Source organism: Phocaeicola intestinalis (assembly GCF_014837065.1).
GTDB lineage: Bacteria > Bacteroidota > Bacteroidia > Bacteroidales > Bacteroidaceae > Phocaeicola > Phocaeicola intestinalis.
The window spans coordinates 45,032-67,008 of the sequence record NZ_JACSPP010000015.1; the positions used below are offsets into that span (position 1 = coordinate 45,032).

Below are 21,977 nucleotides of genomic sequence, written 5' to 3' on the forward strand. Positions count from 1 at the left end.
CGAAAAATCAGTTCATTATGGACAGGCAATCACGTTACAAAGACTTTTCGGCTTTTCTGGCAGCACATTTTCCGTTCAAAGTGCAGAAGTTGTCGGTAAATGCAGGATTTACGTGTCCTAATCGTGATGGCACGAAGGGATACGGTGGTTGTACGTACTGCAATAACCAGACATTCAATCCCGAATATTGCCGGACGGAAAAAACGATAGCCGTGCAGCTGGAGGAAGGGAAGCAGTTCTTTTCGCGCAAATATCCACAGATGAAATATTTGGCTTATTTTCAGGCATATACCAACACTTATGCCGGATTGGAGCAGCTGGTGCAGATGTACGAGGAAGCTTTGGCTGTGCCGGATGTGGTGGGATTGGTAATCGGGACGCGTCCGGATTGTATGCCGGAGGAATTGTTGGACTATCTGTCTGAATTGAATGAACGGACATTTTTGTTGGTTGAGTATGGGATAGAAAGTACAAACGATGTAATTTTGCAGCGTATCAATCGTGGACATACCTTTGCTTGTACCCAAGAAACTGTACGGCGTACAGCGGAAAGGGGGATACGGACAGGAGGTCATGTCATAGTAGGTCTTCCGGGAGAAGATGGAAAACAAGCACTGCTGGAGCAGACCAAGGCTTTGTCGTTGTTGCCGCTGACTACCTTGAAACTGCACCAGTTGCAGTTGATAAAAGGAACACGGATGGCATACGAGTATGAAAGAAATCCCAGCGATTTTCATTTGTATTCGGTCGATGAATACATCGATGTGGTGATAGATTATGTGGAACATCTGCGTCCAGACCTGGTGTTGGAGCGTTTCATTTCCCAATCTCCCAAAGAGTTGTTGCTTGCTCCCGACTGGGGATTGAAAAATCACGAGTTTACCGCCCGCTTGCAGAAACGTATGTGCGAGCGTGATGCCTGGCAAGGAAAATATTACATATAATAATAGGTAAAAAGGTTAAAGTTTAAAAGTCACTAATTTGAAACAATCATGAAACTGAAAGGGAATGTACATTATGTAGGTGTGAACGACCGCTCGAAAGCGTTGTTCGAAAATTTATGGCCATTACCATACGGAGTGTCTTATAACTCTTATTTGATAGCCGATGACGAGATGGTGGCATTGGTAGATACGGTTGATGTGGCTTTCTTCGAAGTATATCTGAAGAAAATCAAGTCGGTAATAGGTGACCGTAAAATCAATTACTTGATTATTAACCATATGGAGCCTGACCATTCTGGCTCTATCGCCTTGATCAAGCAATATTATCCCGATATCGTATTGGTAGGCAACAAGAAAACATTCGATATGGTGGAAGGTTTCTATGGTATTGGAGGCGACCGTTATGTAGTGGGTGAAGGTGATTTCCTGAAACTGGGACATCACAATTTGCGTTTCTACTTGATACCAATGGTACATTGGCCCGAGACGATGGTTACGTTCGATGAAACCGAAGGTATCTTATTTTCGGGAGATGCGTTTGGTTGCTTTGGTGCATTGAACGGTGGCTGTATCGATAAGGATATCAATACCGAAATCTACGAAGGTGAGATGCGTCGGTATTACTCGAATATCGTAGGCAAGTTCGGCAATCCGGTACAGAAGGCTTTGCAGAAATGCAAGGGACTTGATATTCAGATGATTTGTTCTACCCACGGACCGGTATGGATGGAGAAGATTCCGCAAGTAGTTGACTTGTATGACCGCCTGAGCCGGTACGAAGGCGAGGAAGGTGTGGTCATTGCATACGGAACGATGTATGGCAATACCGAAGAACTGGCGGAAACCATTGCCGAGGAACTGAGCGCACAGGGTATCAAGAACATCGTGATGCACAACGTATCGAAGACACCGCATTCGTATATTTTGGCAGATATTTTCCGCTACAAAGGTCTGATAGTGGGATGTACTACCTATAATATGCATCTTTATCCCGAAATGGAAGCTTTGCTCAGTAAGGTAGCTGCCCGCGAGATGAAGAACCGTGTGATGGGCTATTTCGGTTCGTATACCTGGGCAAGTGCAGCTGTAAAGAAACTTGCCGAATATGCCGAAAAGTTGAAGTTCGAAATTGTAGGCAATCCGGTTGAGATGAAGCAGAGCATGGGGCAGGACACCGCCCGTCAGGCGAAAGAACTGGCGAAGGCGATGGCAGAACGGCTGAAAGCTGACCGCAAGTGATGTTTTTTTCACCACAGATTACACAGATTAAAAATAAATAAAATAATCTGTGTAATCTGTGGTGAATTTTTAAGAAGCCTATGATACAGAAACTGTACGACAAGCACAATGATCCCGATGTGTTGCAGCATATCGTGGATATCTTGAATGACGGAGGAATTATCATTTATCCTACCGACACGATGTATGCGATGGGATGCCACGCTTTGAAAGAACGTCCTATCGAAAAGATTTGCCGACTGAAGAACCTGAATCCGAAGAAGAACAACCTTTCTATCATTTGCTACGATTTGAGCAATATCAGCGAATATGCGCAAGTAGGGAATGCCACTTTTAAGCTGATGAAACGTAATCTTCCCGGTCCCTTTACCTTTATCTTAAAAGCTGACAGCCGTCTGCCCAAGATATTTCGCAACCGAAAAGAAGTGGGTATCCGTGTGCCCGATAATACTATCATCCGTGAAATTTGCCGTTTGCTTGAAGCTCCGATTCTGACCACTACCTTGCCTTTGCGGGAAGGTGAGGATATAGAATATATAACCGATCCTGAGTTGATTGATGAAAAATTCGGCGAAGAAGTCGATTTGATTATTGACGGAGGTATAGGAGGTATCGAACCTTCTACCGTCATTAATTGTTGTGAAGATATACCCGAAATTGTCCGCCAGGGAAAAGGTGAACTGGAGGTATAAGAAAGAAAATTGAATTCCGCAAAACATCCTATGTAGGGGCAATTAGGTGAAATGCGGACATTCATTAAAAGAAATGTGCAAATAAACGAAGTAATTATGGTATTATCAACTTTATTGAATGTGGTTTTGCTGGCTGCAGAATCGGGAACGAAATTAGTTAATGTAGAAGATTTGCTTGACAAACTGTTGAATTGGAGTATTGATGCAGGAAAAAGTATTTTGGCTGCCTTGATAATCTTCATTATAGGGCGTTTTGTCATCAAGCAGATTAATCGTCTGTTCCGGAAAATACTGGAACGGAGGAAGTTGGAAGTGAGCGTACGGACTTTTTTGGAAAGTCTGGTCAGTTTGTTGCTAAATATTGTACTTGCTTTTGCTGTTATCAGCAAGTTAGGAGTGGAAACTACCAGTCTGGCTGCTTTGCTGGCTTCGGCAGGTGTGGCTATTGGTATGGCATTATCAGGTAATCTGTCTAATTTTGCCGGTGGTCTGATAATTCTGGTGTTCAAGCCTTTTAAGGTGGGAGACTATATCGATGGCCCTGACGATGAAAGCGGCACCGTGAAAGAAATTCAGATATTCCATACAGTGTTGACCACTGTGGATAATCGGATTATTTATGTACCGAATGGATTATTGAGCAGTAATGCCATCACCAATTACAGTAAGCAGGAGACACGTCGTGCCGAATGGGTGTTCGGTGTAGAATATGGTGAAGATTTTGAGCGGGTAAAAGAAGTGCTTCAACGCATTATTGATAATGATCCGCGTATCTTAAAGACTCCGGCACCGATGATTGCTTTAGGGGCTTTGTCTGCAAGTAGTGTGGACATTAAGGTACGTGCGTGGGCAAAAACGGCAGACTATTGGGATGTTTATTTTGATATGAACAAGACGGTATATGAAACCTTTAATAAGGAAGGTATCGGTTTCCCATTCCCACAATTGACCGTACATCAGGCGAAAGACTGATAGAGGAGAGACGATAATAAGCTGGGAGGGTGTGGTCTAAATAGCGACACACCCTCCTGTTTTTTACATGGGATAAATTCCTGTGGCGTAATGTGTGATATCGGAAATGCAGCGCGTAGCCTGCGGGCTGTCTGAGTTCAGGTCGTATATCAGGACATTAGACTGCGGAATGACATTTTCAAAGCATTCTGAATGTGTGGAGATGTAGAGTTTGCCGTTTTGTGCATCAATGGTCATACAGTCGAAACCATTGGCATTCGGGGCATCTTTCCGGATGTCGATGTACGGTTCTATTTTTCCGTTATCGGCTGACAGGCGTGAAATACGAGTTTCACTTTCCGGAAAGTAGATATTGTTTTTATACGAAAAAATACTTGACGAGGCGGTGTTGAAATAATCTGGTGAGATGGTTGTCCTGATTTCTGTTTCTTTTGCGATGTCCCATGATTCGAGGTCGATATAATAAAGGTAGGTCACGTTGTTTCCACGTGTGTATGTGGCTGCTATCAACGTACCATCGTCCAACAGGCATAGTCCACTGATAAGATTCCCCTTTCCCAAAGCCAACGTGCGGTTAATCTGGTTGCTGTCTTTGCTGAATTCTACCAGTTTTGTCTCCGACCAAAATCCGCCGGCTCCTGCATAGATATGGCCGTCAATAGCCATCATACCGTTGGGAGAGATAATGGATTCGATGGTAACACCTTGATTGCCTAAGGCATAGCTTCCTTCTATCAAATGCAGTTCATCGGTTGTACTGTCGAAACGATATGCAGCTTGTGCGTCTGTGATAAATACATTGTGTTCGTCCAATACGATGATGTTCGATAAATTGGCTTCCACTTCAAGGCGTTCGTTTTCTTGCAAGCAACCCTCCGGTCTGGCAAATGTCATCATTTCACGGGGATAGGCTTTTTCTTTTCTCATGGTTTCTGCATCGGCGATAATCAGGAGTCCGTCTCCTTGTGGGACTTCGTCAAGGTTCAGATAGTCGTCACACAAAATATAAAGTTTGTTACCATGACGGTAGAGGGCATCTGCCTGGTTGCCCAGTTCGGTTCCATTTACTTTTTTGTATACATTTGTTTCTACAGTACCATCAGGAGCAATGTAGGATAAAGAGCCGTTCTCTAGCATGCGTGCCCCTCCGTTCAGTATTAATATGCCGTTTGGTGAAGCATATCCTTCAAGGGCTGGTTGGGATATGCTGTCGGTAGGCTCAGATTCAGGATGGAGAGTTTTGATGTTGTCCGAGCTGCAGGCTGTAAAGCATAAGTAGCCTGCCAATAGGAAGAACGTTGTTTTTCTCATAAGATGTAATTTCTTTTTTATTTCAGTTAGTAATGTCAATCAGGAGTTAAGAAGGAGTTGGAAGAAGTTATCGTCCGCCAGGCGGACTGGAAGTTAGATGCCAATACCTTTTTGTCTCTTTGTGAATGCTATCATAGAACACAGAATGCACAAATCTATACTGCGCATGGTATAAAGAAGAAGCCTGCCGGGAAGCGGGTATAGTTTTCAAACTTGAACAGAGGAGTACCGGTGCTTCCTGCAAAGTCGAATACCCAAAGTTGATTGGTGGTATAGAACGGTCCCACTCCTTTCAGGGTATTGGCATATACATATCCTGTGGTGGGATTTACCCCTAGGCCATTGTACATTATTTGGGCTTTTTCATCCAGCAAAGACAAGTCTGTCAATATTTCATCTTGTGGTGTTTTGTTGTCTTGGTCTATGTCTGGACGGAAGTCAAGGCGATAAATAGTTGTTCCACTGGCATAATAAATTGTGTTGCCATGTGTGGCAAAGGCACATCCTGATGACCCGACTGACGGGACTTCGCTGATGTAATTTCGCTCCAGGTCTTCTTGAGTCGCAGGGTTGTACCGGTTCATGGAGATTTCACCTCCAAATTTAGTACTCATTATCCACAGGCAGTTGTCGGGAGCTGAAGCTATGCCTGTAATACCATATAACGAATAGAACGGTACTGAAATGTTTGTAATTTGGTCATTACCTGGAGTGATTTCGTAAAGTCCTGTCATGAAGTTTTGGTTGTAATAGGTGTACACCTTTCCATTGACAATGGCAAACGGTGCTTTGGGGGCTTCTTCCGAACCTTTGATAAAGGTCAGCGATGCATCGTTTTCGTTCATTCGCCATATACCGGCATTGTCACGGATATAAATGTGTTCTTCATCGATAACGGCAATGTGTGTAGGCCAGTCTAGCGGGCTGAGCGTCTCTTTCGGATAACTTTTCAGTTTCTTTAGTGTACGTGTGTCGGTTATGACCAACATGCCGTCATTATCCGATTCTGCTCCCATCGCATTGCCGTTCCCGTTTTGGGAAATGATGTAGGTTTTTCCGTTGTATTGACACATGTCTTGGGGTACATTGCCCAGTTCTGTACCATTTACTCGTTTGTATACATTGTCTACGATGTATCCTTCGGCGGTAATGTAAAGAAGTGAGCCGTTTTCGGAGGTCATATTTCCTTCGTTCAGAACAAATGTTCCTTTCGGGTCATCGAATGTGACAAGATAGAAGTTTATGCTGAGTGTAACAGTTTGTCTGTTTTCACCTTGTGCAGTCAATTGCAAGCTGAAGGTCTTGGAAACATTTTCCGAAGCCGATGGGGCAGTGATACCAATGCAGGTCGTTTCTTCGTTTATATTGACTTGCCATCCCTCGGGTACGTTGTCGGCTGTAATGCTGTTTATATGTTCGGCTAGGTATTTTATCTGGCAGGTCTCTCCCGGAACCACGGTGACAGGTCGGTCTTGCCCTATGCTGTCGGTCAATTCGAATACCGGTGCTTGGAGTTCTACTGGAGTGTTGTCATCTTTACATGCTGTGGTACCGATTAAAATCAGTATCAGCAGCCAATTGCATAAGTTCTTCATTTCCTTTTGGTTTTTGGTTTTGTATATCAATTTGTTATTCATGCGGATCAGGGGAGTTATACTATTATACTATGCGCGGTATGGATTTGTGTATTTTGTTAATGCCACAGTTCCGGCATGCTGTCTACGTTCTGTCCGCCTCGCATTACTGTACTTCATCATACCCAGATTAGTTAAAACGGGATAACCTCGTCTGTTGTAAGATTAATAATCTTGCAGCCTGAAGATTAATAATCTTACAGCGAATGACCTATATTTTCACATTAGCATATTGTTTATTGACCTATTCTTCTGTGTATTCTTATGTAGTCTGTGTTCTATATAGCATCAACAAAAATGCACAATTGCATACCGCGATGGTATAACTTCTGATTAGCATTATCAGGCAGTTCTTAAGAAGCTGTTTTGAATTTATCGCCCAAAGCACACACGAAAACAGATACATCAAGCCAAGAAAAACTTTTTGGAGAAATTCAAAACAGCTTCTAAGTTAGCGTGTAGGAATTTCCTCACCCAGCATGTGCAGGTCTTCCACGCCACTCACTTCTGTAGAGCATTCGCCTATCCATCCGTTTTCCTGATTGATTCCGGTATATATCTTAATGAGGTCCACACCAGGTAAATCGACTTTATTACCGTCGCTGTCGGTTGCCCAGTCAATGTCAATAGCAGATTCATCGTTGGTATTCATGGCATTGTCGGCATATCCGTATGTAAACGGATAAAGGACAAAGTAGGTACCGTTTCCACTTTGGTCTATTCCATTTTGCGGAAGTCGTGAACCTTCGAAGCGTAACTCCTTGTCACTAATCCATTGTGGATAATAAGACTGGGTATTATGGACGTTTTTCCGGATGTATCCTGTTTGTCCTTTGTTGTCTGTCCAGCAGATGTACGTTCGTTGTTCTTCTTCGGTGGCCGGTTCTCCTTCGGGAGCTTGGTAAACAATTTCATAATCGTTGTAAAAAGCCATGTCACAACCGGCGTTCAGGGCTGTTTCATACCATGTTTCCTGTTGAGGGTCGTGATGGGCACTTCCGGCTATTTCATACCATTGTCCATCGTCTGGCTGTCCGTCTTGATTTTCGTCTAATGCAACTTGGATGATACCCGGTTCGTAACTGCCTCCGCTTGCAGTAGTAGAAGCTCCTTGAAAAGCATTGCCCAGAATACGGAAATCCCGTAGTCCTGCTTTGTTTTCAATCCGATGATCGAAGCCTACGATGACATAACCTCCATATCCTCCTAGCGAAATCATGCCACGATTGTTATTCCCGATAGCTTCCAAGGCTTTCCGGTTCATGTCTTCCTGTGTGTCGCCTTCTTCGTATTCAGGCATAGCATTGACAAACTGGCCTGGAGCTGGCATGTATTCGATTACTTGGGTGATGTATGCCGAACTGGTTGTTTCTTCCGGAGCATCGTTGTAATAGAAAGGTTCTGTGGCAAAGGCGAAATATGCCGGAATATCGCCTGTACGTACGCTCCATTGTTTTTTGCCTTCGGAGGTGAAGCAGTAAAGATACCCCGGTGTTACGTAGTCGGTAGCATCGCTTACATAGATTTCCTTGGTTTCAGGGTTGACTGCAATGCCGTATGGAAGTCGGATATCGGCTTCTGTGCCATCGGTAATGAATTTGTCGGAAATCATTTTGCCTTGTGCCGTATCGTAGATGCGGTAACCTACTTCGTTGTTTCCGGCTGTGTAGCTCCATTCGGAAGAGATGATGTAAAGCAGGTCGTCATCCATCCACATTTGGTTGGCAGAGATTCCCAGGTTTCCGGTTACGGTTTCGGTAGTAGGGTCTATGACGTAGATATCCGAGCCTTCTCCATAATAGTCTCCCCGTGAAATAACATACAGGTTTCCTTTCGAGTCTTTTTCCATCTGGTGCAGGTTGATGGCTACATCAATGGTGTTGACCACTTGAAAACTCTCTAAGTCGATGACCGAAATGGTACGGTCATAATTCGGGTAACGGTAACCGCCCGAGTTGGCTACATACAGTCTTCCGTTAACGATAGCCATATCTTCAGGCTGATAACCTACTACCACTTCGCGGGTTATCTGGAAAGTATTCGTATCAAATTCTACCACTTTGCCGGGGCGTGCTTCTGGATCTATCTGGACCGGTCCGGCATACGAACTGACATAGGCTTTGTCATCTTCGAAGGTTATGTAGCGGCAATTAGTAATGTTGACGCTTCCCAGATGTTTGGCTGTGCATGCGTCCATCACTTCTACAAAGTGTGAACAGTTGACCACTACATATAGTTTTCCGTCGTGTATCTGAATGTCGTTGCCTACATCTCCCAGTTCTTTTACGATGTCGGGGTTGCTTTCCGGATAAATGTTGCGAAGGTAATATCCTCCCCGTGCATTGAAAAAGTCAATTGTACATTTGTTGCTTCCCATGTTTCCTTCGTTGAGAAGAAAAAAGCCTTCAATGTCCTTAGGGTCGGTAGGGTAGGTAATGATTTCCTGCTCCGAGTCGAGCACAGGCAGTTCTTCCCTGCATCCCGACAGCAATGCCAGCAGGAGCAGGACAAGCGGATATCTTCTGATTTTCATAAGAGGTATATTTTAAAACATATATTGCACGATGAATTTGAAATTGATGCCGGGCATCGGGTAGCACGATACTACTTCGTATTGTTGGTTCAGCAGATTGTTCACTTCCAAAGTCAGTTTCAATTCTTGCGAACGGATGCGTTGCCGTTTCGAAAGAGAACAGTCGCTGGTGTACCACGACGGTTGATAGTTGACGGGCAGGTTGGCTTGTGAAGAATACCGTTCGCCGGTATAGATAAAACTGTAACTGGCTTCCCACGAACGCCAATTGAAGTTAACCGCTGCCGATCCGCTGTGCCAGGGTATGTAGGGTATTTGTCCGCCATAAAATTCATTATCGGGATCGGTAAAGTCTTGTGCTTTCTGATAAGTGTAATTCAAGCGTCCGCTTAGCAAGGCTTCTTTACCCAGTTTCCAGTCGGTTTGTACAGCTACATCTATGCCCCGGATTTCCACTTCACCCAGATTGACCATGGTCCAGCGGAAGAAGTTGGAAGTAGGGGTTGCTACTATCTTGTTCTTTACTTCGTTGTAATATACATCAGCTTGTAGCTCGATGTGTTTCATCCACAGGTTTTTGAAGTCTTTTCTGTAAGTTACACCTATATTATATTGGTGAGTATATTCAGGGTCAAGGTAAGCATTGCCTACGAATGTGTAGTACAGGTCATTCAGGGTAGGCATGCGAAATATCTGTTTGTAGAAGGCACGGAAATTCAGGTCTATCTTTTTAAACGGTCGGTAGCTCAGTATAACCGATGGTGTCCATTCCAGCTTGTCGGATGCCGGTTGTCCGTTTTCTTTCAGACGGTCGGATACAAACGTGCCCAGTACACTTGCCTGCAATTGTATACAGTCGAAATGAAAGGCTGTGGCTGCAGCAAAAAGTCCTGTGTTCCGCCGTGGATAGACAAAGTCTTTCAAGTTTGCATTCAGCAGGTTGAATTGCCAGTCTGCCGACAGGTTCAGGCTCCAGTACGGTGTCAGGTCAAAGCAATTGGCAGTCGAAACATAAAGTTCCTGCTGCCGGTAACGGTTGTTGATGTACATCAACGATTCATCTTTGTTCGGGTCGGCAAGGTAATGCAGGTAATCGTAGGCATACTTGGCACTGGCAAGAAAATGGTAACGTTCCGAGAAATCTTTCCGGAACAGTGCTTGGGCAAAGAAATTGGCATCGTTCTGGCGGTCTTCGTGTGTAAACTTGTTACGCACAATGGCTCCTGGATAACCTCTGTCGGAAAAGTAAGCATACAGTTTGGTACGCCAGTAGCCGTTTTTGATGTTACCGTATAACCCATGCTCGATGCGCAGGGCGTTTACGTCACCATTCTGGCGCACAGCAGTGGTGTCATAGCCTCCTTCAGTGGCATAGCGGAATTTATATTTACCTGTGGTGTACAAATACTCGGCACTGAAGGAACTGCTTAACTTTTCGTTGATTTGCTGTTCCCAAAGGATGGCAGGGTTTACTACTCCGAACGAACCGGTCTTGAATGTAGCCTTGACATTATATTTCTTGTTGTCTTCAAACTTGGGAATACGCGTCTGGAGATAGATGGTACCTGCCGAACCAAAGTCCTTAGCCGACTGGAAAATGGCACTTTTCTGTCCGTTGTAGAGTGTGACGCTTTCCATATTGTCGAGCGAGAAACGCCCCAGGTCTACAGTTCCGTTTTGTGCATTTCCCAGTTCGATGCCATCGTAGAATACCCCTACGTGGTTGGTACCCATACTTCGGATATTGACCGTTTTCAATCCTCCGATGCCTCCATAATCTTTCAGTTGTACACCAGAGAAATAGCGTAACGCGTCAGCAACGTTGTGCGAACCTAGCCTTTGGAGTTGTTCTCCCGACAAGCTCTGTACGGGAATGATGTCTTTCTGCAAGGCACGTGCGGTGACCAGCACTTCATTCAAGTGTTGCAGGCTGTCGGTCGAGTTCTGGGCATACAAAATGCAGGCATGGTTCCATACAGCCCAAAACGATAACAGCCAGACAAGCCGGCTTTTTTGTTTAACCATAAATAAAAAGTGTATTCAATAAACCAATTAACCGTGTTGTCCTCGCACACAGATAACATAAACTCTTGGCAGGTCTTCTGACTGACTTCTCTTCCGGAACCTTCCCAATACGTTTTTCAGATACAACGCATCAGTGGTAATAGCTTTTACCGGAAGATTATTGAAGCTTCACAGCAGCGGGACTGTCCGGGATTTTCACCCGATTCCCTTTTAATCCGCTTGTCTGAACAGACAGGCAGAACCAATTACGATGCAAAAGTAAGGTTTTTATTTTAAATGTGCAATAGGTCTGCAATAAAGCCATCGTGCCTAAATGCTTTCGGAATCAGATTCGCAATGAGAATAAAGAATACTTTTTCTGTCAAAATTACCATAGGCATTTCTTTCGTTTATTCTTTCTTGTTCATCTTGAATTTGTTCTCATTTCATAAAACTGAATTATGGGCATTTTCTTAACATCATTAAGCAGATATATTTTCACGACACCCTTCTGTCATTATAAGGAAATCAAACTGATAGGGATCCTTGGTCATTTCTTGCGCCAGGTCGCTTAGCGGAGAAGGAAGTGAAGCCTTGAAGTTACTGATAGCTTTTCCCTGTCGCTCGTACAGGTTTGTATCCATGAAGTTCAGCAGAACATTCCTGCTCCACCCGTTCTCCAATGTCTTTTGCACAAAGAACATTGCCTTCTCCGGTTCGTTAAAGAATCTGTCGATGATGTATTTGTGATGTCCCCAAGGGATGCGCCAAATCGCATTCTTTAAAGATTTGAGTATTTTATCTCCCCAACGGCTTTCCGCATGAAGTGTCACAATATCATGTCCTAGCGACCAATAGAATTGCAGTATCTCACTGTTTACATGAGTTGTCGCCTTAATCTGGCTCTTTCTATATCTCTGGCTAAGCTCTTCAATCCATGAGGCGTAGTTTTCAACTTCATATTTTATCCATTGTATTTCTTGAAATTCTCCGCTTGTTCCAAAATCTCCTTAAACACCTCGTCATTCGTTACCGGAGGATAGCCATATTCGGCTAAGACCAAAATCAAATCCATCTTCAGTTCCGCCTTTATATCATCGCGGGTAGACCAATCGGTATATTTAGACTTATCCGACACTATCTTCTTGATTTCAGCAGCAAGTTTAAGTAGCTTATCTTCGGGATATTCAAAACCAAACTGTTTGGCTATGGATTTCAGAATATCATAAAAAGCTTTTTCTTCATAGCTAATGCCTAAATCAAGGAAAGATTTTTTCTCTTTGTTTAGCTCTTTCAACAAGTCAGCCATCTGATTAGCCACTTCCGTCAAGACCTCATCTGCAAAGATGGCGCTATCCCTACGGTCGTTGTATTTGTCAACCAAAGCATTCAAACGTTTGGAGAAGTCCACACCTTTCGCCTTGTTCACCTTCTTGAACTCTGTGATGACAGTTTTCAGCAGGCGTTCCATGAGTTTTACTTTCGTATTGGGCAGTTTTAGTTTGCCAAGGCGTTCCATGTATTCTTCGCTCAGCACATCCAAGTTTTCTTTATCATTGCCTATCTGGATGATTTCTTCCACGCCTTCTGATTGGATGGCTTCTTCTATCATTTCGTTGACACGACGGTTCATCTGAGCGGTGTCCGGCGTATCACCTATTGTCAATTTATAAATAATGGAACGTACGCCACAGAAATAATGGATTTCTTCACGCTCTTCGTCGCTTATCTCTTCGCTGTTGCTGCACAAGTTAAATGCCGATTTCAGTTTCTTGGCGTGTCCCATGAATAAGTTTTCCTGTTCTTTAGTCTGCTGCATAAACTCGGCGCCCTTGTTCAGACAGTCTAATTGTTCCAATGGTGTACCCGTAGAAAATTTTGAATAGTCAAACTTGCCGAACATCCGCCGGATAATATCCAATTCATCTTTCACCATCGCAACGGACTGCTCAATGCTTTCCACCGAGTCCAAGTTGGCATCACCTTGCGCATAACGCTTCAATGCCACATTCATGTTGCTTTTGATGCCGATATAATCCACCACCAGGCCTTTCTCCTTTCCCGGATAAACACGGTTCACTCGTGAAATGGTCTGCACCAACGTGTGTTGCTGCAAAGGTTTGTCAATGTACATCGTGTCTAGACAGTCCACATCGAAACCGGTTGTCCACATATCGACCACAATGGCAATCTTGAAGTTTGATTTCGGCTTTTTAAACTCCTCTGCCCAAGCACGGCGGTCTTCATCCGTTCCCAGCAAGTTGTAAAGTTCTGGTTCATCGTCCTTGCTTCGGGTCATTATCAGCTTTATTTTCTCGATGGGGAGTTCTTGATTCCCATAGGGAGCATGCGGTTCTGCCGCCATCATGTAATGGTCTTCATGCGCTTCTTCGCCGGGTATCTTTGCCCACTCTGGACGCAAAGCGATAATCTTTTTATAAAGGTTGAAAGCGATGGTTCGGTTGGAACAAACGAACATGGCCTTGCCCTCTACCGTACTCCCTTCTTCCACCCGTTTCTCATAGTGGGCAATAAAGTCTTCGGCTACGGCTTGCAGACGATCGGAGTCTCCCAAGATGCGTTCCATTTTGGTCACGGCTTTCTTGCTTTCCTCTATCTGGTATTTATTCGTACCTTCTTCCGCACATTGCTTATAATAATTCTCTATTTCTTGCAATTTCTTATTGTCAAGCAAAACCTTAGCAGCACGTCCTTCGTACACAATACGCCGTGTGATACCATCCTCCACCGATTCGGTCATCGTGTAGGCATCTACCACCTCGCCAAACACATCTATTGTGGCATCAATCGGTGTTCCCGTGAAACCTACGTACGTGGCATTGGGCAATGAATCATGCAGGTATTTGGCAAAGCCGTAGTTGCGTTTCACTCCCTTGTCGGTCTGCTTGACTTGCAAAGCTAAGTTCGTTTGGGAGCGGTGTGCCTCGTCGGATATGCAGATGATGTTTGCCCGTTCAGACAATAGCCGTGTGTCTTCGGTAAACTTATGTATGGTGGTCAGGAACACGCCGCCGCTGGTTCGCCCTGCCAAATGTTCCCGAAGTTTATCCCTGCTTTCCACCTCTACTACACATTCATCGCCGATGAACTTCTTAGCCGTTCCAAAAAGTTTGGAAAGTTGGTCATCCAAATCGGTACGGTCAGTTATCAGGACAATCGTAGGGCTGGCAAACTCCCGGCTTCGCATCAACATACGAGTAAGGAACAGCATCGTGATACTTTTGCCACAACCTGTCGCCCCGAAGTAAGTACCTCCTTTTCCATCGCCACCTGCTTGGAGTTTGGAGTGCAGACGGATATTCTTGAACAGCTTATGCGTGGCAAAGAATTGCGGATAGCGGCAAACCAATTTCTTCTCGTTCTTCGACGAATCGGGGAAGAACACGAAATCCTTTATCACGCTCAGCAGCTTCTCTTTCCGGAACAAACCTTTGACCATTGTCAGGAGGGAATTGATACCGTCTGTAGCCTTATCGTTCGCCTCTACTTTCCGCCACGCATAAAAGAAATCGTAAGGCGAAAACAGAGAGCCATACTTGTTGTTCACCCCATCGCTAATCACCACAAAAGCGTTGTATTTGAACAGGTCGGGAATATCACGGCGGTAACGTACGGTGAGTTGGGTATAAGCATCCATGATGGTAGTCTCTTCCTTCACGGCACTCTTGAACTCCAACACCACTACGGGCAGACCATTCACATAAACAATGCCATCGGGAATACGTCGCTCCGCACCTTGTATCTCCAACTGATTGACAATGCGAAACAGATTGTTTTTTATGCCTTCTTTGCTGAAATCTATCGGTTCGATAAACAAATCTGGCAAAGCCGCATCCTCACGTTTCAACGAAAAGCCTTCCGTCATCAGCCGATAGGTATGACGGTTCTGTTCATACAAAGAGAAGCCTGCATTGGCGGTCAGCGTGGCGAGTACGCGCTCTACCTCTAACGACGTAATGCTTTCTGCTCTATAGCGATTGCGCAGATACAGGCGCATATCGTCCCGAAGCAAGACATCACTCACTTCCTTATGGATTTCTTCTCCGCTTATGTATGTGTAACCCTCTTGCTGAAACAGTTCCATGATGGATAGTTCGAGGGCGTGTTCGTTGAAGTGTGGCATATATATACTAAAAAAGAGATTTTCCTTGTTCTGTTAATCTGTAAGTTTGTTTTGCACTGGTTGGTTTGTCCGGATAAGTCATTGTAACATACCCCAGTTTGATAAGTGGAAGAATAATCTTTCGTTTCAACTCTTTAGTCGATTCAAAAGAAAGACTTTCACTCAAGACATTGGCTGACAAATCATTTTCCTTTAAAAGACATAATAAATCAATCGTGTTTGATATTAGTTCTTGAACATTATTTCCAGAACGTGACTTCTCCCAGACTTGGACAAACATTTGTCCAAGTATCTGTCCAAGTTCCATTTTCTCTTTAATAATACATTGATTTACTGCTTCTTCAACTTGGACAGAGATTTGTCCAAGTCTGTGTCCAAGTTCGTTGTCAAGCGTATATCTCTGTTCCTTTGAAACAGCTGGCACTTCTTCTTCAAATCCATGTCGGCAAGGAATAGTTAAAAGAAAGTAGGTCCTGTCCTCATCCGTTTCAATGGTTGCTGCCATAGATCCGTTATCTCTCAAGGCTTTTTGAATTGTAGGAATTCCGGTTGCCCTACCTTCTGTCAAATCCAGTTCCTTCAAGAAATCACCTAATCTGCGGTTACGGTATCTTCGTGCCTTCAACTTTCGCGCAGCCTTTATTGCTTCCGAACTAATGGACCTATCAGGTCCGGCATAGCTTAATATATCCACATGGGTAGGTTCTACTGTAATCTCCACCGGTTCACGTTCTTGATAATCGCGATGATACAAGGCATTGACCACAGCTTCTTCAAATGCCTGATAAGGATAATTGAATATCTTATCCGATTTTTCAGTATCCGCTGGTTTGATGATTTTCTTTTTAATAACATGAGTGCGGAGATACGACAGCGTATCATTGATAATTTTAGGAATTGGTCCGACTATTTTTGGTACTTCAATCATCAAATCAGGATTATTGATACTGCCTTCAGGGAACAGCACAATGTCGACCTGCGTAACGGGAAAGAATCGTTCAGGATGTTCACAAAACATCATGATTGCACAATTTTTTATCAGTCTGTCCTCTGTCGGACCTGTCAATAAATCCATCTCATCAAGAATATCAATCAGAGGTTTCGCCATAAAATCTCCCGCCAGCTTACTTCCTACCTGTTTAAGATATTCGTAGACAAGCACACTTGATATATCATCAATTTTTGCTGCCACATTTCCCCGTTCATCAAACGGTACACGATGGGCTAACTCGCGTACTTCGTCTAAAATTTCACCTTTAGCCTCAATCGTAGAAGATTTACTTCGCACATAAAATTTCGGTATTGATTTCTTGGCAACTACACTCTCTGCCACCGAATAAGGTCGGTTTATTCCGGCAGGCACCCAAATGGCAAGGATGATTTTACCGTCCACTTCTTCCGGAGACACTTTAGTGAGATAGGGCGGAGATATTTTAGCATCATAGCCCACCATATCTTTCAGAATACGGTCAATTTCGTTTTCTGCCAAACCCTTTACAGGCCGCTTTGCGATTCCGTTTTCCTCTTCAACACCCACGAGGATATACCCACCACCGATGTTATCCAAGTCTGTAGCAAAGGCACAGATGGTATGATAAATCTTATCCGGATTCCAACCTGTCTTGAACTCTATGCGATTAGATTCAATCTTTCGCTTATTGAGCAAGTCTTCTATATTTATAGGTAGTGCCATGGCATCTAATTTTTATTTATCATATTTAAAATGCATATCGTCCCGAAGCAAGACATCGCTCACTTCTTTATGGATTCCTTCTCCGCTTGTATATGTGTAACCCTCCTGCTGAAACAGTTCCATGATGGATAGTTCGAGGGCGTGTTCGTTGAAGTGTTGCATAATTATTATTCTATATTGTCAAACAAGCTAGGTTCATTCCTTATAATTCTGCTGAATTTAGGATATTTGTGCACTTTACGAATATAATGTTTAAGGCGAATTCCTCTTTCAGTTGTTTTCGCTGTTACTTCCATATCTGCAATAATTACATCTCCTGGAGCAAATGAAAGTTTTTGCAGATTCATCTTTTCCAAAAAGTCTTCGTCTGTCATTTTAGCTGTAAATGTTTTGTCATCATAAGTAACCTTCCAAGATGCAGGTTTGTCAACAAAAACAGGAGAAACAATCTCAAGAGTAACATTTGTTACCATGTTTGAGATACTTTCCTCCTCTGGTTCTTCATATATGACTTGCGCCAATGTCCTTTTATTTATCGTTACCTGTTCTTGCTCTCCGTTTGTCTTTTCATAAGTGATAGTAAGATCTTTGATACCATCAGACTCCACCGCCATTTTAGCGATACAGCCAACAGCATTTGCTGTTTTCTTGTTTTTCAAGAGTTCATCACTTGTAACTATTACTGTATCTTTTCCCAAACTAACGGTTTGTGGCTCTGGATTTTTTGTAAGCAAATTCAATACAAATCCACCAAACACAGTTACGATACTAGCAAATGTTGCATTATTTGTTATCTTCTTAATGCAAAGAGGTATTTTGAAACTACCTTCTTTTAAAGCAATAACATCAATTTCAACTTGATCAAATCCAATACAATATTTTGTATTTAGCGTTTGATTGATAGATGTGATAAGTTTATTCGCATTCGTTAGATAAGCGATTAAATCATAGGTTGATATACTATGTCCTTCTGTATTTAAACAGAGTTCGAAAAATTCCTGTTTTATATTCTTTTCCATCTTATGATTGTTTGTGCCCCATCCTTGCCAAAGACAAAGATTGTAATTCCGCTAATATGCCATACTCTCTATATTTGTAAATTATAAAATCAAATAGTTTTACTAATATAGTTTTCTTTCTTTCATCTTCAAAAAGAAGTATTGGTTGTGCAGTGATTATTTCTTGGCTCAAATTTTCTTGTGCTCCACCATTTGCTAATCTTTTTATTTCTTCTTGATAATAAAGCAAATGAAAGAACAGAAATGCCGCATCATCTTTTGTATGACAAATCATATTGCAACATGCCTGATTTGTCGTTGTCTCACAATCTAAATATGCGACTTGTCCCGCCGTTGCTCCATACATAGCCATAACAATCGCGCCACAAGGAATTATTTTTGCAGAACTGTTTATTAATCCTACTTCACTGATATATTCTTCTGTATTCAAAATAACATTATTCTGAACTTCTCCGGTCTTCAGCCACCGATAATCTTTACGATTCCAATATTCGGTATTGGAACGATTTGGAGTTCCACCTGATTTCATTTCTTTGCAAAATTCACCTATTGTCCCCATTTTCCACCCTTCCGGCAAATCCTCCTTATCAATCCCGTTCACAAACATCTTGCGATAGAGGGTTTGCGCCGTTTCTTCCAGCTTAGTGATGATTTGCTCATTAAGGCGGATGCGATGGGTAATAGCTTCGTATTCGGATACAATCTTTTGCTGCTGTTCTATGGGAGGAACGGGCAGTTCTACATCACACATTTCTTCCCAACTGAAAATCTCACGAGCACTGCCGTGTGATTTGAAACGGGCATAACGGTCAAACTCCGGGCGACGAAACCACATCATCAGGTATTCGGGGAGGAGTTCTTGTTTGTTCTTAACGTCAAATATCGTATAGGCTTGTGAGACTATTGCTTTTTCATCGTCCTTGTACAAAGCAATAGAAACCTTATCTCCATTACGTGATGTAACCGGACCGTATGCAAATTGCCGAGGTTCAACTATCTTATAAGAAGACATATCTGTTCCAATAGTATTCGCAATGGATGGCATGAACTCTTTGGAAATACTGACGCCTAATAGTTTCGTCACCTCTAAATCCCGATTCCTTACATCCACCTCACGGATGTAATCGCCCAATCGTTTCATTTCTCCCTTATTCATAGTTGTTCTTGTTTATCAGGTTCACAACGACTTTCACCATTACATCCTTTTCTTCCGTGCGGCTTTCGGCAATCATCAGCGTAAGAGCAACAAGGGTGTTGTCGGCGATGCGCTTTGTGCCGTCCGGATTATAGAGGATACCGTTGCCTGCCATAAACCATAAGAAGAGCGTGGCAGCAATGCGCTTGTTGCCATCGCTGAACGAATGATTCTTGGTTACGAGATAAAGCAACATGGCAGCTTTTTCTTCTACTGACGGATAGAGGTCTTGTCCGCCGAATGTCTGGTATATCTGCCCGATGGAACTCTTGAACGAATCGTCTTTCTCATGGGCGAACCATTGGCTTCCGCCGAACTTTGCCTTCAGTTCTTCGATAGCTTGCATGGCACCTTCATACGTTGCACGGAACTTTGCTTCGTTCGTAGTCTGCTCTACCGCCAACTGCTGATAATCGTACTTGTCCAGCGTATCGAGGGCATAAGCATAATCGGAAACCACTTCTACCAGATTGAGGGCATCATCGGAAGTCAATGCTTCTTGTGCCTTGACCGTCCTGCCCAAGACGGCGACTAACTGTTTCAGTTCCGTGTAGCGTTGTTCCGTCAATGTCTTATTGACGGCATAGCCTTTCACCAAGTAATCTTTCAGTACTTTATTTGCCCACCGACGGAATTCAACACCATTTTTAGACTTCACACGATACCCCACGGATATAATTACATCCAGATTATAGAAGTTCACATCATGAGTTTGGCTTTTTCCAGCTATAGCACCGTGTTGAGTGGTTGTCGCAAATTTTGCGACAACCACTTCGTCAGCCAATTCTTCACGAATAGCGTTGTCGATATGTTTTCGAATGGTCTTAGAATCCCTTCCGAATAACTCCGCCATTTGGCTAACATTCAACCAAACCGTTTCTTTGTCTACCTTAACATCTAATCGCGTTTCTCCATCGGCAGAACGATAGATGGCTATTTTATTCTTCAAGTCCATATCCCAACTCTTTAAAGAGGTTCAACAGTTCCTTTTTGCTTTCATCTTCCTTACGGAGCAGTTCTTGCATCTCACTTTGCAGTTGCGTCATCTTCGTATCGAAGTCGATGCCCTCATCCCGGTTCTTGAACTCGATGTATTTGCTGGGCACGAGCGACCACCCTTTTGCTTCGATTTCTTCAAGCGTAGCGGAATAGCAGTATTCGGGTACGTTGCGATAAGTCTGTTCATGACCTTCGCGTTGCTAGTTATGAAAGTTTTCGGCTATTTGCGTAATCTGTTCCCCAGAGAATTGGATGTATTTCTTCTCGAACGGTTCACCCCATTGACGCAGGTCAATAAACAAAACCTCATTTTCCCGGTTGCGGTAGTTCACCAATTCGCCGTTCTGTTCTACTGTGCGGGCTTTGCGGTTACCCGCCAATATCCAGAGAGTAACGCTGATGTCCGTAGAGTAGAACATATTACGGGGAAGGATTACAATGGCTTCCAACAAATGGTTCTTTAATAGTTGGCGACGTATGTTCAACTCTGTACCATCGCCGCTCAACGCACCGTTGGCAAGCAGAAAGCCTGCCATACCATTGGCAGACAATTTGGAAACGATGTTCAGAATCCATCCATAGTTGGCGTTACTTGTAGGCGGAACTTCATATCCGTGCCAACGCGGGTCGTTGGTCAGTTCGTTTTCTGCCCGCCATGCCTTCTGATTGAAAGGCGGATTTGCCATGATGAAGTCCGCTTTCAAGTCCTTGTGTTGGTCGTCATGGAACGTATCGGCAGCCTTTTCGCCTAAGTTGCAGGCAATACCACGGATGGCAAGATTCATCTTCGCCAACTTATACGTAGTATTAGTGTATTCTTGTCCATATACGGAAATATCTTTCTTGTTGCCGTGGTGTGCTTCAATGAATTTCATGCTCTGCACGAACATGCCGCCGGAACCGCAACAAGGGTCGTAAATCTTGCCCCGGTAAGGTTGTATCATTTCTGCTATCAGGTTGACAATCGTTTTGGGCGTATAATACTCCCCTTTACCTTTTCCTTCGGCTATGGCAAACTTGCCCAAGAAATACTCATAGACGCGACCTATCAAATCGTGTTCCTTGTCTTTCTGTGTATCAATCTTGCCGATGACATCCAACAGGCTTGCCAATTTGGTACGGTCAAGCCCCAAGCCAGAATAATAATTACTTGGCAAAGCTCCTTTCAGTGTCGGGTTGTCTTTCTCCACCTGAGCCAAAGCCGCATCTATCTTGATGGCAATGTCGTTCTGTTTGGCATTTTCTATCAGATAGCCCCAGCGGCTTATTTCGTTTAAATAGAAAACATTCTTGGCGTTATAGAATACAGCCTGTTCGACAAATGCTTCTTTGCCGTCTGCTATCAGCTCGTTGCGGCGTTCCACAAAGCGGTCGTAGGCATATTTCAGGAATATCAGACTCAATACCACATGCTTGTATTCCGAAGGTTCAACCGACCCACGTAGTTTATTCGCCGAATCCCAAAGGGTTTCTTCTATGCTCTTTTCTTTCAGCTGTTTCTTTGCCATGTTATTATGTCATTATAAGAAGCTGTTTTGAATTTCTCCAAAAAGTTTTTCTTGGCTTGATGTATCCGTTTTCGTGTGTGCTTTGGGCGA

Annotated in this window: 16 protein-coding genes, 1 pseudogene and 1 riboswitch; of the genes and pseudogenes, 4 read left to right on the forward strand and 13 right to left on the reverse strand. The window is 43.5% G+C overall.

The window, feature by feature from the left end:
• Positions 1 to 17 precede the first annotated feature (17 nt).
• The 4 genes from H9625_RS06795 (at position 18) to H9625_RS06810 (ending at position 3,847) form a co-directional block, all read left to right on the forward strand.
• Positions 18 to 944 (forward strand): TIGR01212 family radical SAM protein, encoded by a 927-nt coding sequence (locus tag H9625_RS06795; RefSeq protein WP_191763559.1) that lies wholly within the window; start codon positions 18 to 20, stop codon positions 942 to 944.
• 48 nt (positions 945 to 992) lie between these two features.
• Positions 993 to 2,183 carry an FprA family A-type flavoprotein gene (locus tag H9625_RS06800; protein WP_191763561.1) on the forward strand — a complete coding sequence of 397 codons (1,191 nt, stop codon included), beginning with the start codon at positions 993 to 995 and terminating at the stop codon, positions 2,181 to 2,183.
• Positions 2,184 to 2,263: 80 nt separating this feature from the next.
• Entirely contained in the window at positions 2,264 to 2,875 is a 612-nt protein-coding gene (locus H9625_RS06805) for an L-threonylcarbamoyladenylate synthase (protein ID WP_022039732.1), read from the forward strand.
• A gap of 96 nt (positions 2,876 to 2,971) precedes the next feature.
• Complete coding sequence (locus H9625_RS06810; protein ID WP_022039733.1) at positions 2,972 to 3,847, forward strand: mechanosensitive ion channel family protein; 876 nt, start codon at positions 2,972 to 2,974, stop codon at positions 3,845 to 3,847.
• 63 nt (positions 3,848 to 3,910) lie between these two features.
• Here the strand turns inward: H9625_RS06810 and H9625_RS06815 are convergent, their stop codons facing one another.
• The 13 genes and pseudogenes from H9625_RS06815 to H9625_RS06870 all read right to left on the reverse strand — a co-directional run bounded on the left by H9625_RS06815 (position 3,911) and on the right by H9625_RS06870 (position 21,887).
• On the reverse strand, positions 3,911 to 5,158 hold the full coding sequence (locus tag H9625_RS06815; protein ID WP_191763563.1) for a DUF5074 domain-containing protein: 1,248 nt from the start codon (positions 5,156 to 5,158) through the stop codon (positions 3,911 to 3,913).
• A 155-nt stretch (positions 5,159 to 5,313) separates the two neighbouring features.
• Positions 5,314 to 6,753, reverse strand: coding sequence for a DUF5074 domain-containing protein (locus tag H9625_RS06820; RefSeq protein ID WP_191763565.1), 1,440 nt, complete (start codon positions 6,751 to 6,753; stop codon positions 5,314 to 5,316).
• Between the two features lie 1,432 nt (positions 6,754 to 8,185).
• A pseudogene (locus H9625_RS17970) lies at positions 8,186 to 9,325 on the reverse strand (YncE family protein); the annotation flags it as partial.
• 12 nt (positions 9,326 to 9,337) lie between these two features.
• Positions 9,338 to 11,350, reverse strand: coding sequence for a TonB-dependent receptor (locus H9625_RS06830; protein ID WP_087405624.1), 2,013 nt, complete (start codon positions 11,348 to 11,350; stop codon positions 9,338 to 9,340).
• A gap of 50 nt (positions 11,351 to 11,400) precedes the next feature.
• Positions 11,401 to 11,611: riboswitch (cobalamin riboswitch) on the reverse strand.
• Between the two features lie 200 nt (positions 11,612 to 11,811).
• Complete coding sequence (locus tag H9625_RS06835; protein WP_191763581.1) at positions 11,812 to 12,306, reverse strand: DUF1016 N-terminal domain-containing protein; 495 nt, start codon at positions 12,304 to 12,306, stop codon at positions 11,812 to 11,814.
• Positions 12,294 to 15,473, reverse strand: a complete 3,180-nt coding sequence (locus H9625_RS06840) for a type I restriction endonuclease subunit R (RefSeq protein ID WP_191763567.1) — start codon at positions 15,471 to 15,473, stop codon at positions 12,294 to 12,296. The genes H9625_RS06835 and H9625_RS06840 overlap by 13 nt, the downstream gene beginning before the upstream one ends.
• Positions 15,474 to 15,480: 7 nt before the next feature.
• Positions 15,481 to 17,166 carry an RNA-binding domain-containing protein gene (locus H9625_RS06845; RefSeq protein ID WP_191763569.1) on the reverse strand — a complete coding sequence of 562 codons (1,686 nt, stop codon included), beginning with the start codon at positions 17,164 to 17,166 and terminating at the stop codon, positions 15,481 to 15,483.
• A 12-nt stretch (positions 17,167 to 17,178) separates the two neighbouring features.
• Positions 17,179 to 17,328, reverse strand: coding sequence for a hypothetical protein (locus tag H9625_RS06850; RefSeq protein ID WP_191763571.1), 150 nt, complete (start codon positions 17,326 to 17,328; stop codon positions 17,179 to 17,181).
• Between the two features lie 5 nt (positions 17,329 to 17,333).
• Positions 17,334 to 18,185 (reverse strand): hypothetical protein, encoded by an 852-nt coding sequence (locus tag H9625_RS06855; protein ID WP_191763573.1) that lies wholly within the window; start codon positions 18,183 to 18,185, stop codon positions 17,334 to 17,336.
• A 1-nt stretch (position 18,186) separates the two neighbouring features.
• Positions 18,187 to 19,341: a restriction endonuclease subunit S gene (locus H9625_RS06860; protein ID WP_191763575.1), complete on the reverse strand. Its 1,155-nt coding sequence runs from the start codon at positions 19,339 to 19,341 to the stop codon at positions 18,187 to 18,189.
• On the reverse strand, positions 19,334 to 20,335 hold the full coding sequence (gene rhuM / locus H9625_RS06865) for a Fic family protein (RefSeq protein WP_191763577.1): 1,002 nt from the start codon (positions 20,333 to 20,335) through the stop codon (positions 19,334 to 19,336). Before rhuM ends, H9625_RS06860 begins: the two co-directional genes overlap by 8 nt.
• Positions 20,319 to 20,486 (reverse strand): hypothetical protein, encoded by a 168-nt coding sequence (locus tag H9625_RS18110; RefSeq protein WP_225226320.1) that lies wholly within the window; start codon positions 20,484 to 20,486, stop codon positions 20,319 to 20,321. The genes rhuM and H9625_RS18110 overlap by 17 nt, the downstream gene beginning before the upstream one ends.
• A gap of 93 nt (positions 20,487 to 20,579) precedes the next feature.
• Positions 20,580 to 21,887: a type I restriction-modification system subunit M gene (locus tag H9625_RS06870; protein WP_225226322.1), complete on the reverse strand. Its 1,308-nt coding sequence runs from the start codon at positions 21,885 to 21,887 to the stop codon at positions 20,580 to 20,582.
• Positions 21,888 to 21,977 lie beyond the last annotated feature (90 nt).

What these genes read in the sequence shown, in the direction of transcription:
- H9625_RS06795 (WP_191763559.1), top strand. Translation starts at nt 18, where the DNA reads ATGGACAGGCAATCACGTTACAAAGACTTTTCGGCTTTTCTGGCAGCA.
- H9625_RS06800 (WP_191763561.1), top strand. Translation starts at nt 993, where the DNA reads ATGAAACTGAAAGGGAATGTACATTATGTAGGTGTGAACGACCGCTCG.
- H9625_RS06805 (WP_022039732.1), top strand. Translation starts at nt 2,264, where the DNA reads ATGATACAGAAACTGTACGACAAGCACAATGATCCCGATGTGTTGCAG.
- H9625_RS06810 (WP_022039733.1), top strand. Translation starts at nt 2,972, where the DNA reads ATGGTATTATCAACTTTATTGAATGTGGTTTTGCTGGCTGCAGAATCG.
- H9625_RS06815 (WP_191763563.1), bottom strand. Translation starts at nt 5,158, where the DNA reads ATGAGAAAAACAACGTTCTTCCTATTGGCAGGCTACTTATGCTTTACA.
- H9625_RS06820 (WP_191763565.1), bottom strand. Translation starts at nt 6,753, where the DNA reads ATGAAGAACTTATGCAATTGGCTGCTGATACTGATTTTAATCGGTACC.
- H9625_RS06830 (WP_087405624.1), bottom strand. Translation starts at nt 11,350, where the DNA reads ATGGTTAAACAAAAAAGCCGGCTTGTCTGGCTGTTATCGTTTTGGGCT.
- H9625_RS06840 (WP_191763567.1), bottom strand. Translation starts at nt 15,473, where the DNA reads ATGCCACACTTCAACGAACACGCCCTCGAACTATCCATCATGGAACTG.
- H9625_RS06845 (WP_191763569.1), bottom strand. Translation starts at nt 17,166, where the DNA reads ATGGCACTACCTATAAATATAGAAGACTTGCTCAATAAGCGAAAGATT.
- H9625_RS06850 (WP_191763571.1), bottom strand. Translation starts at nt 17,328, where the DNA reads ATGCAACACTTCAACGAACACGCCCTCGAACTATCCATCATGGAACTG.
- H9625_RS06855 (WP_191763573.1), bottom strand. Translation starts at nt 18,185, where the DNA reads ATGGAAAAGAATATAAAACAGGAATTTTTCGAACTCTGTTTAAATACA.
- H9625_RS06860 (WP_191763575.1), bottom strand. Translation starts at nt 19,341, where the DNA reads ATGAATAAGGGAGAAATGAAACGATTGGGCGATTACATCCGTGAGGTG.
- rhuM (WP_191763577.1), bottom strand. Translation starts at nt 20,335, where the DNA reads ATGGACTTGAAGAATAAAATAGCCATCTATCGTTCTGCCGATGGAGAA.
- H9625_RS06870 (WP_225226322.1), bottom strand. Translation starts at nt 21,887, where the DNA reads ATGGCAAAGAAACAGCTGAAAGAAAAGAGCATAGAAGAAACCCTTTGG.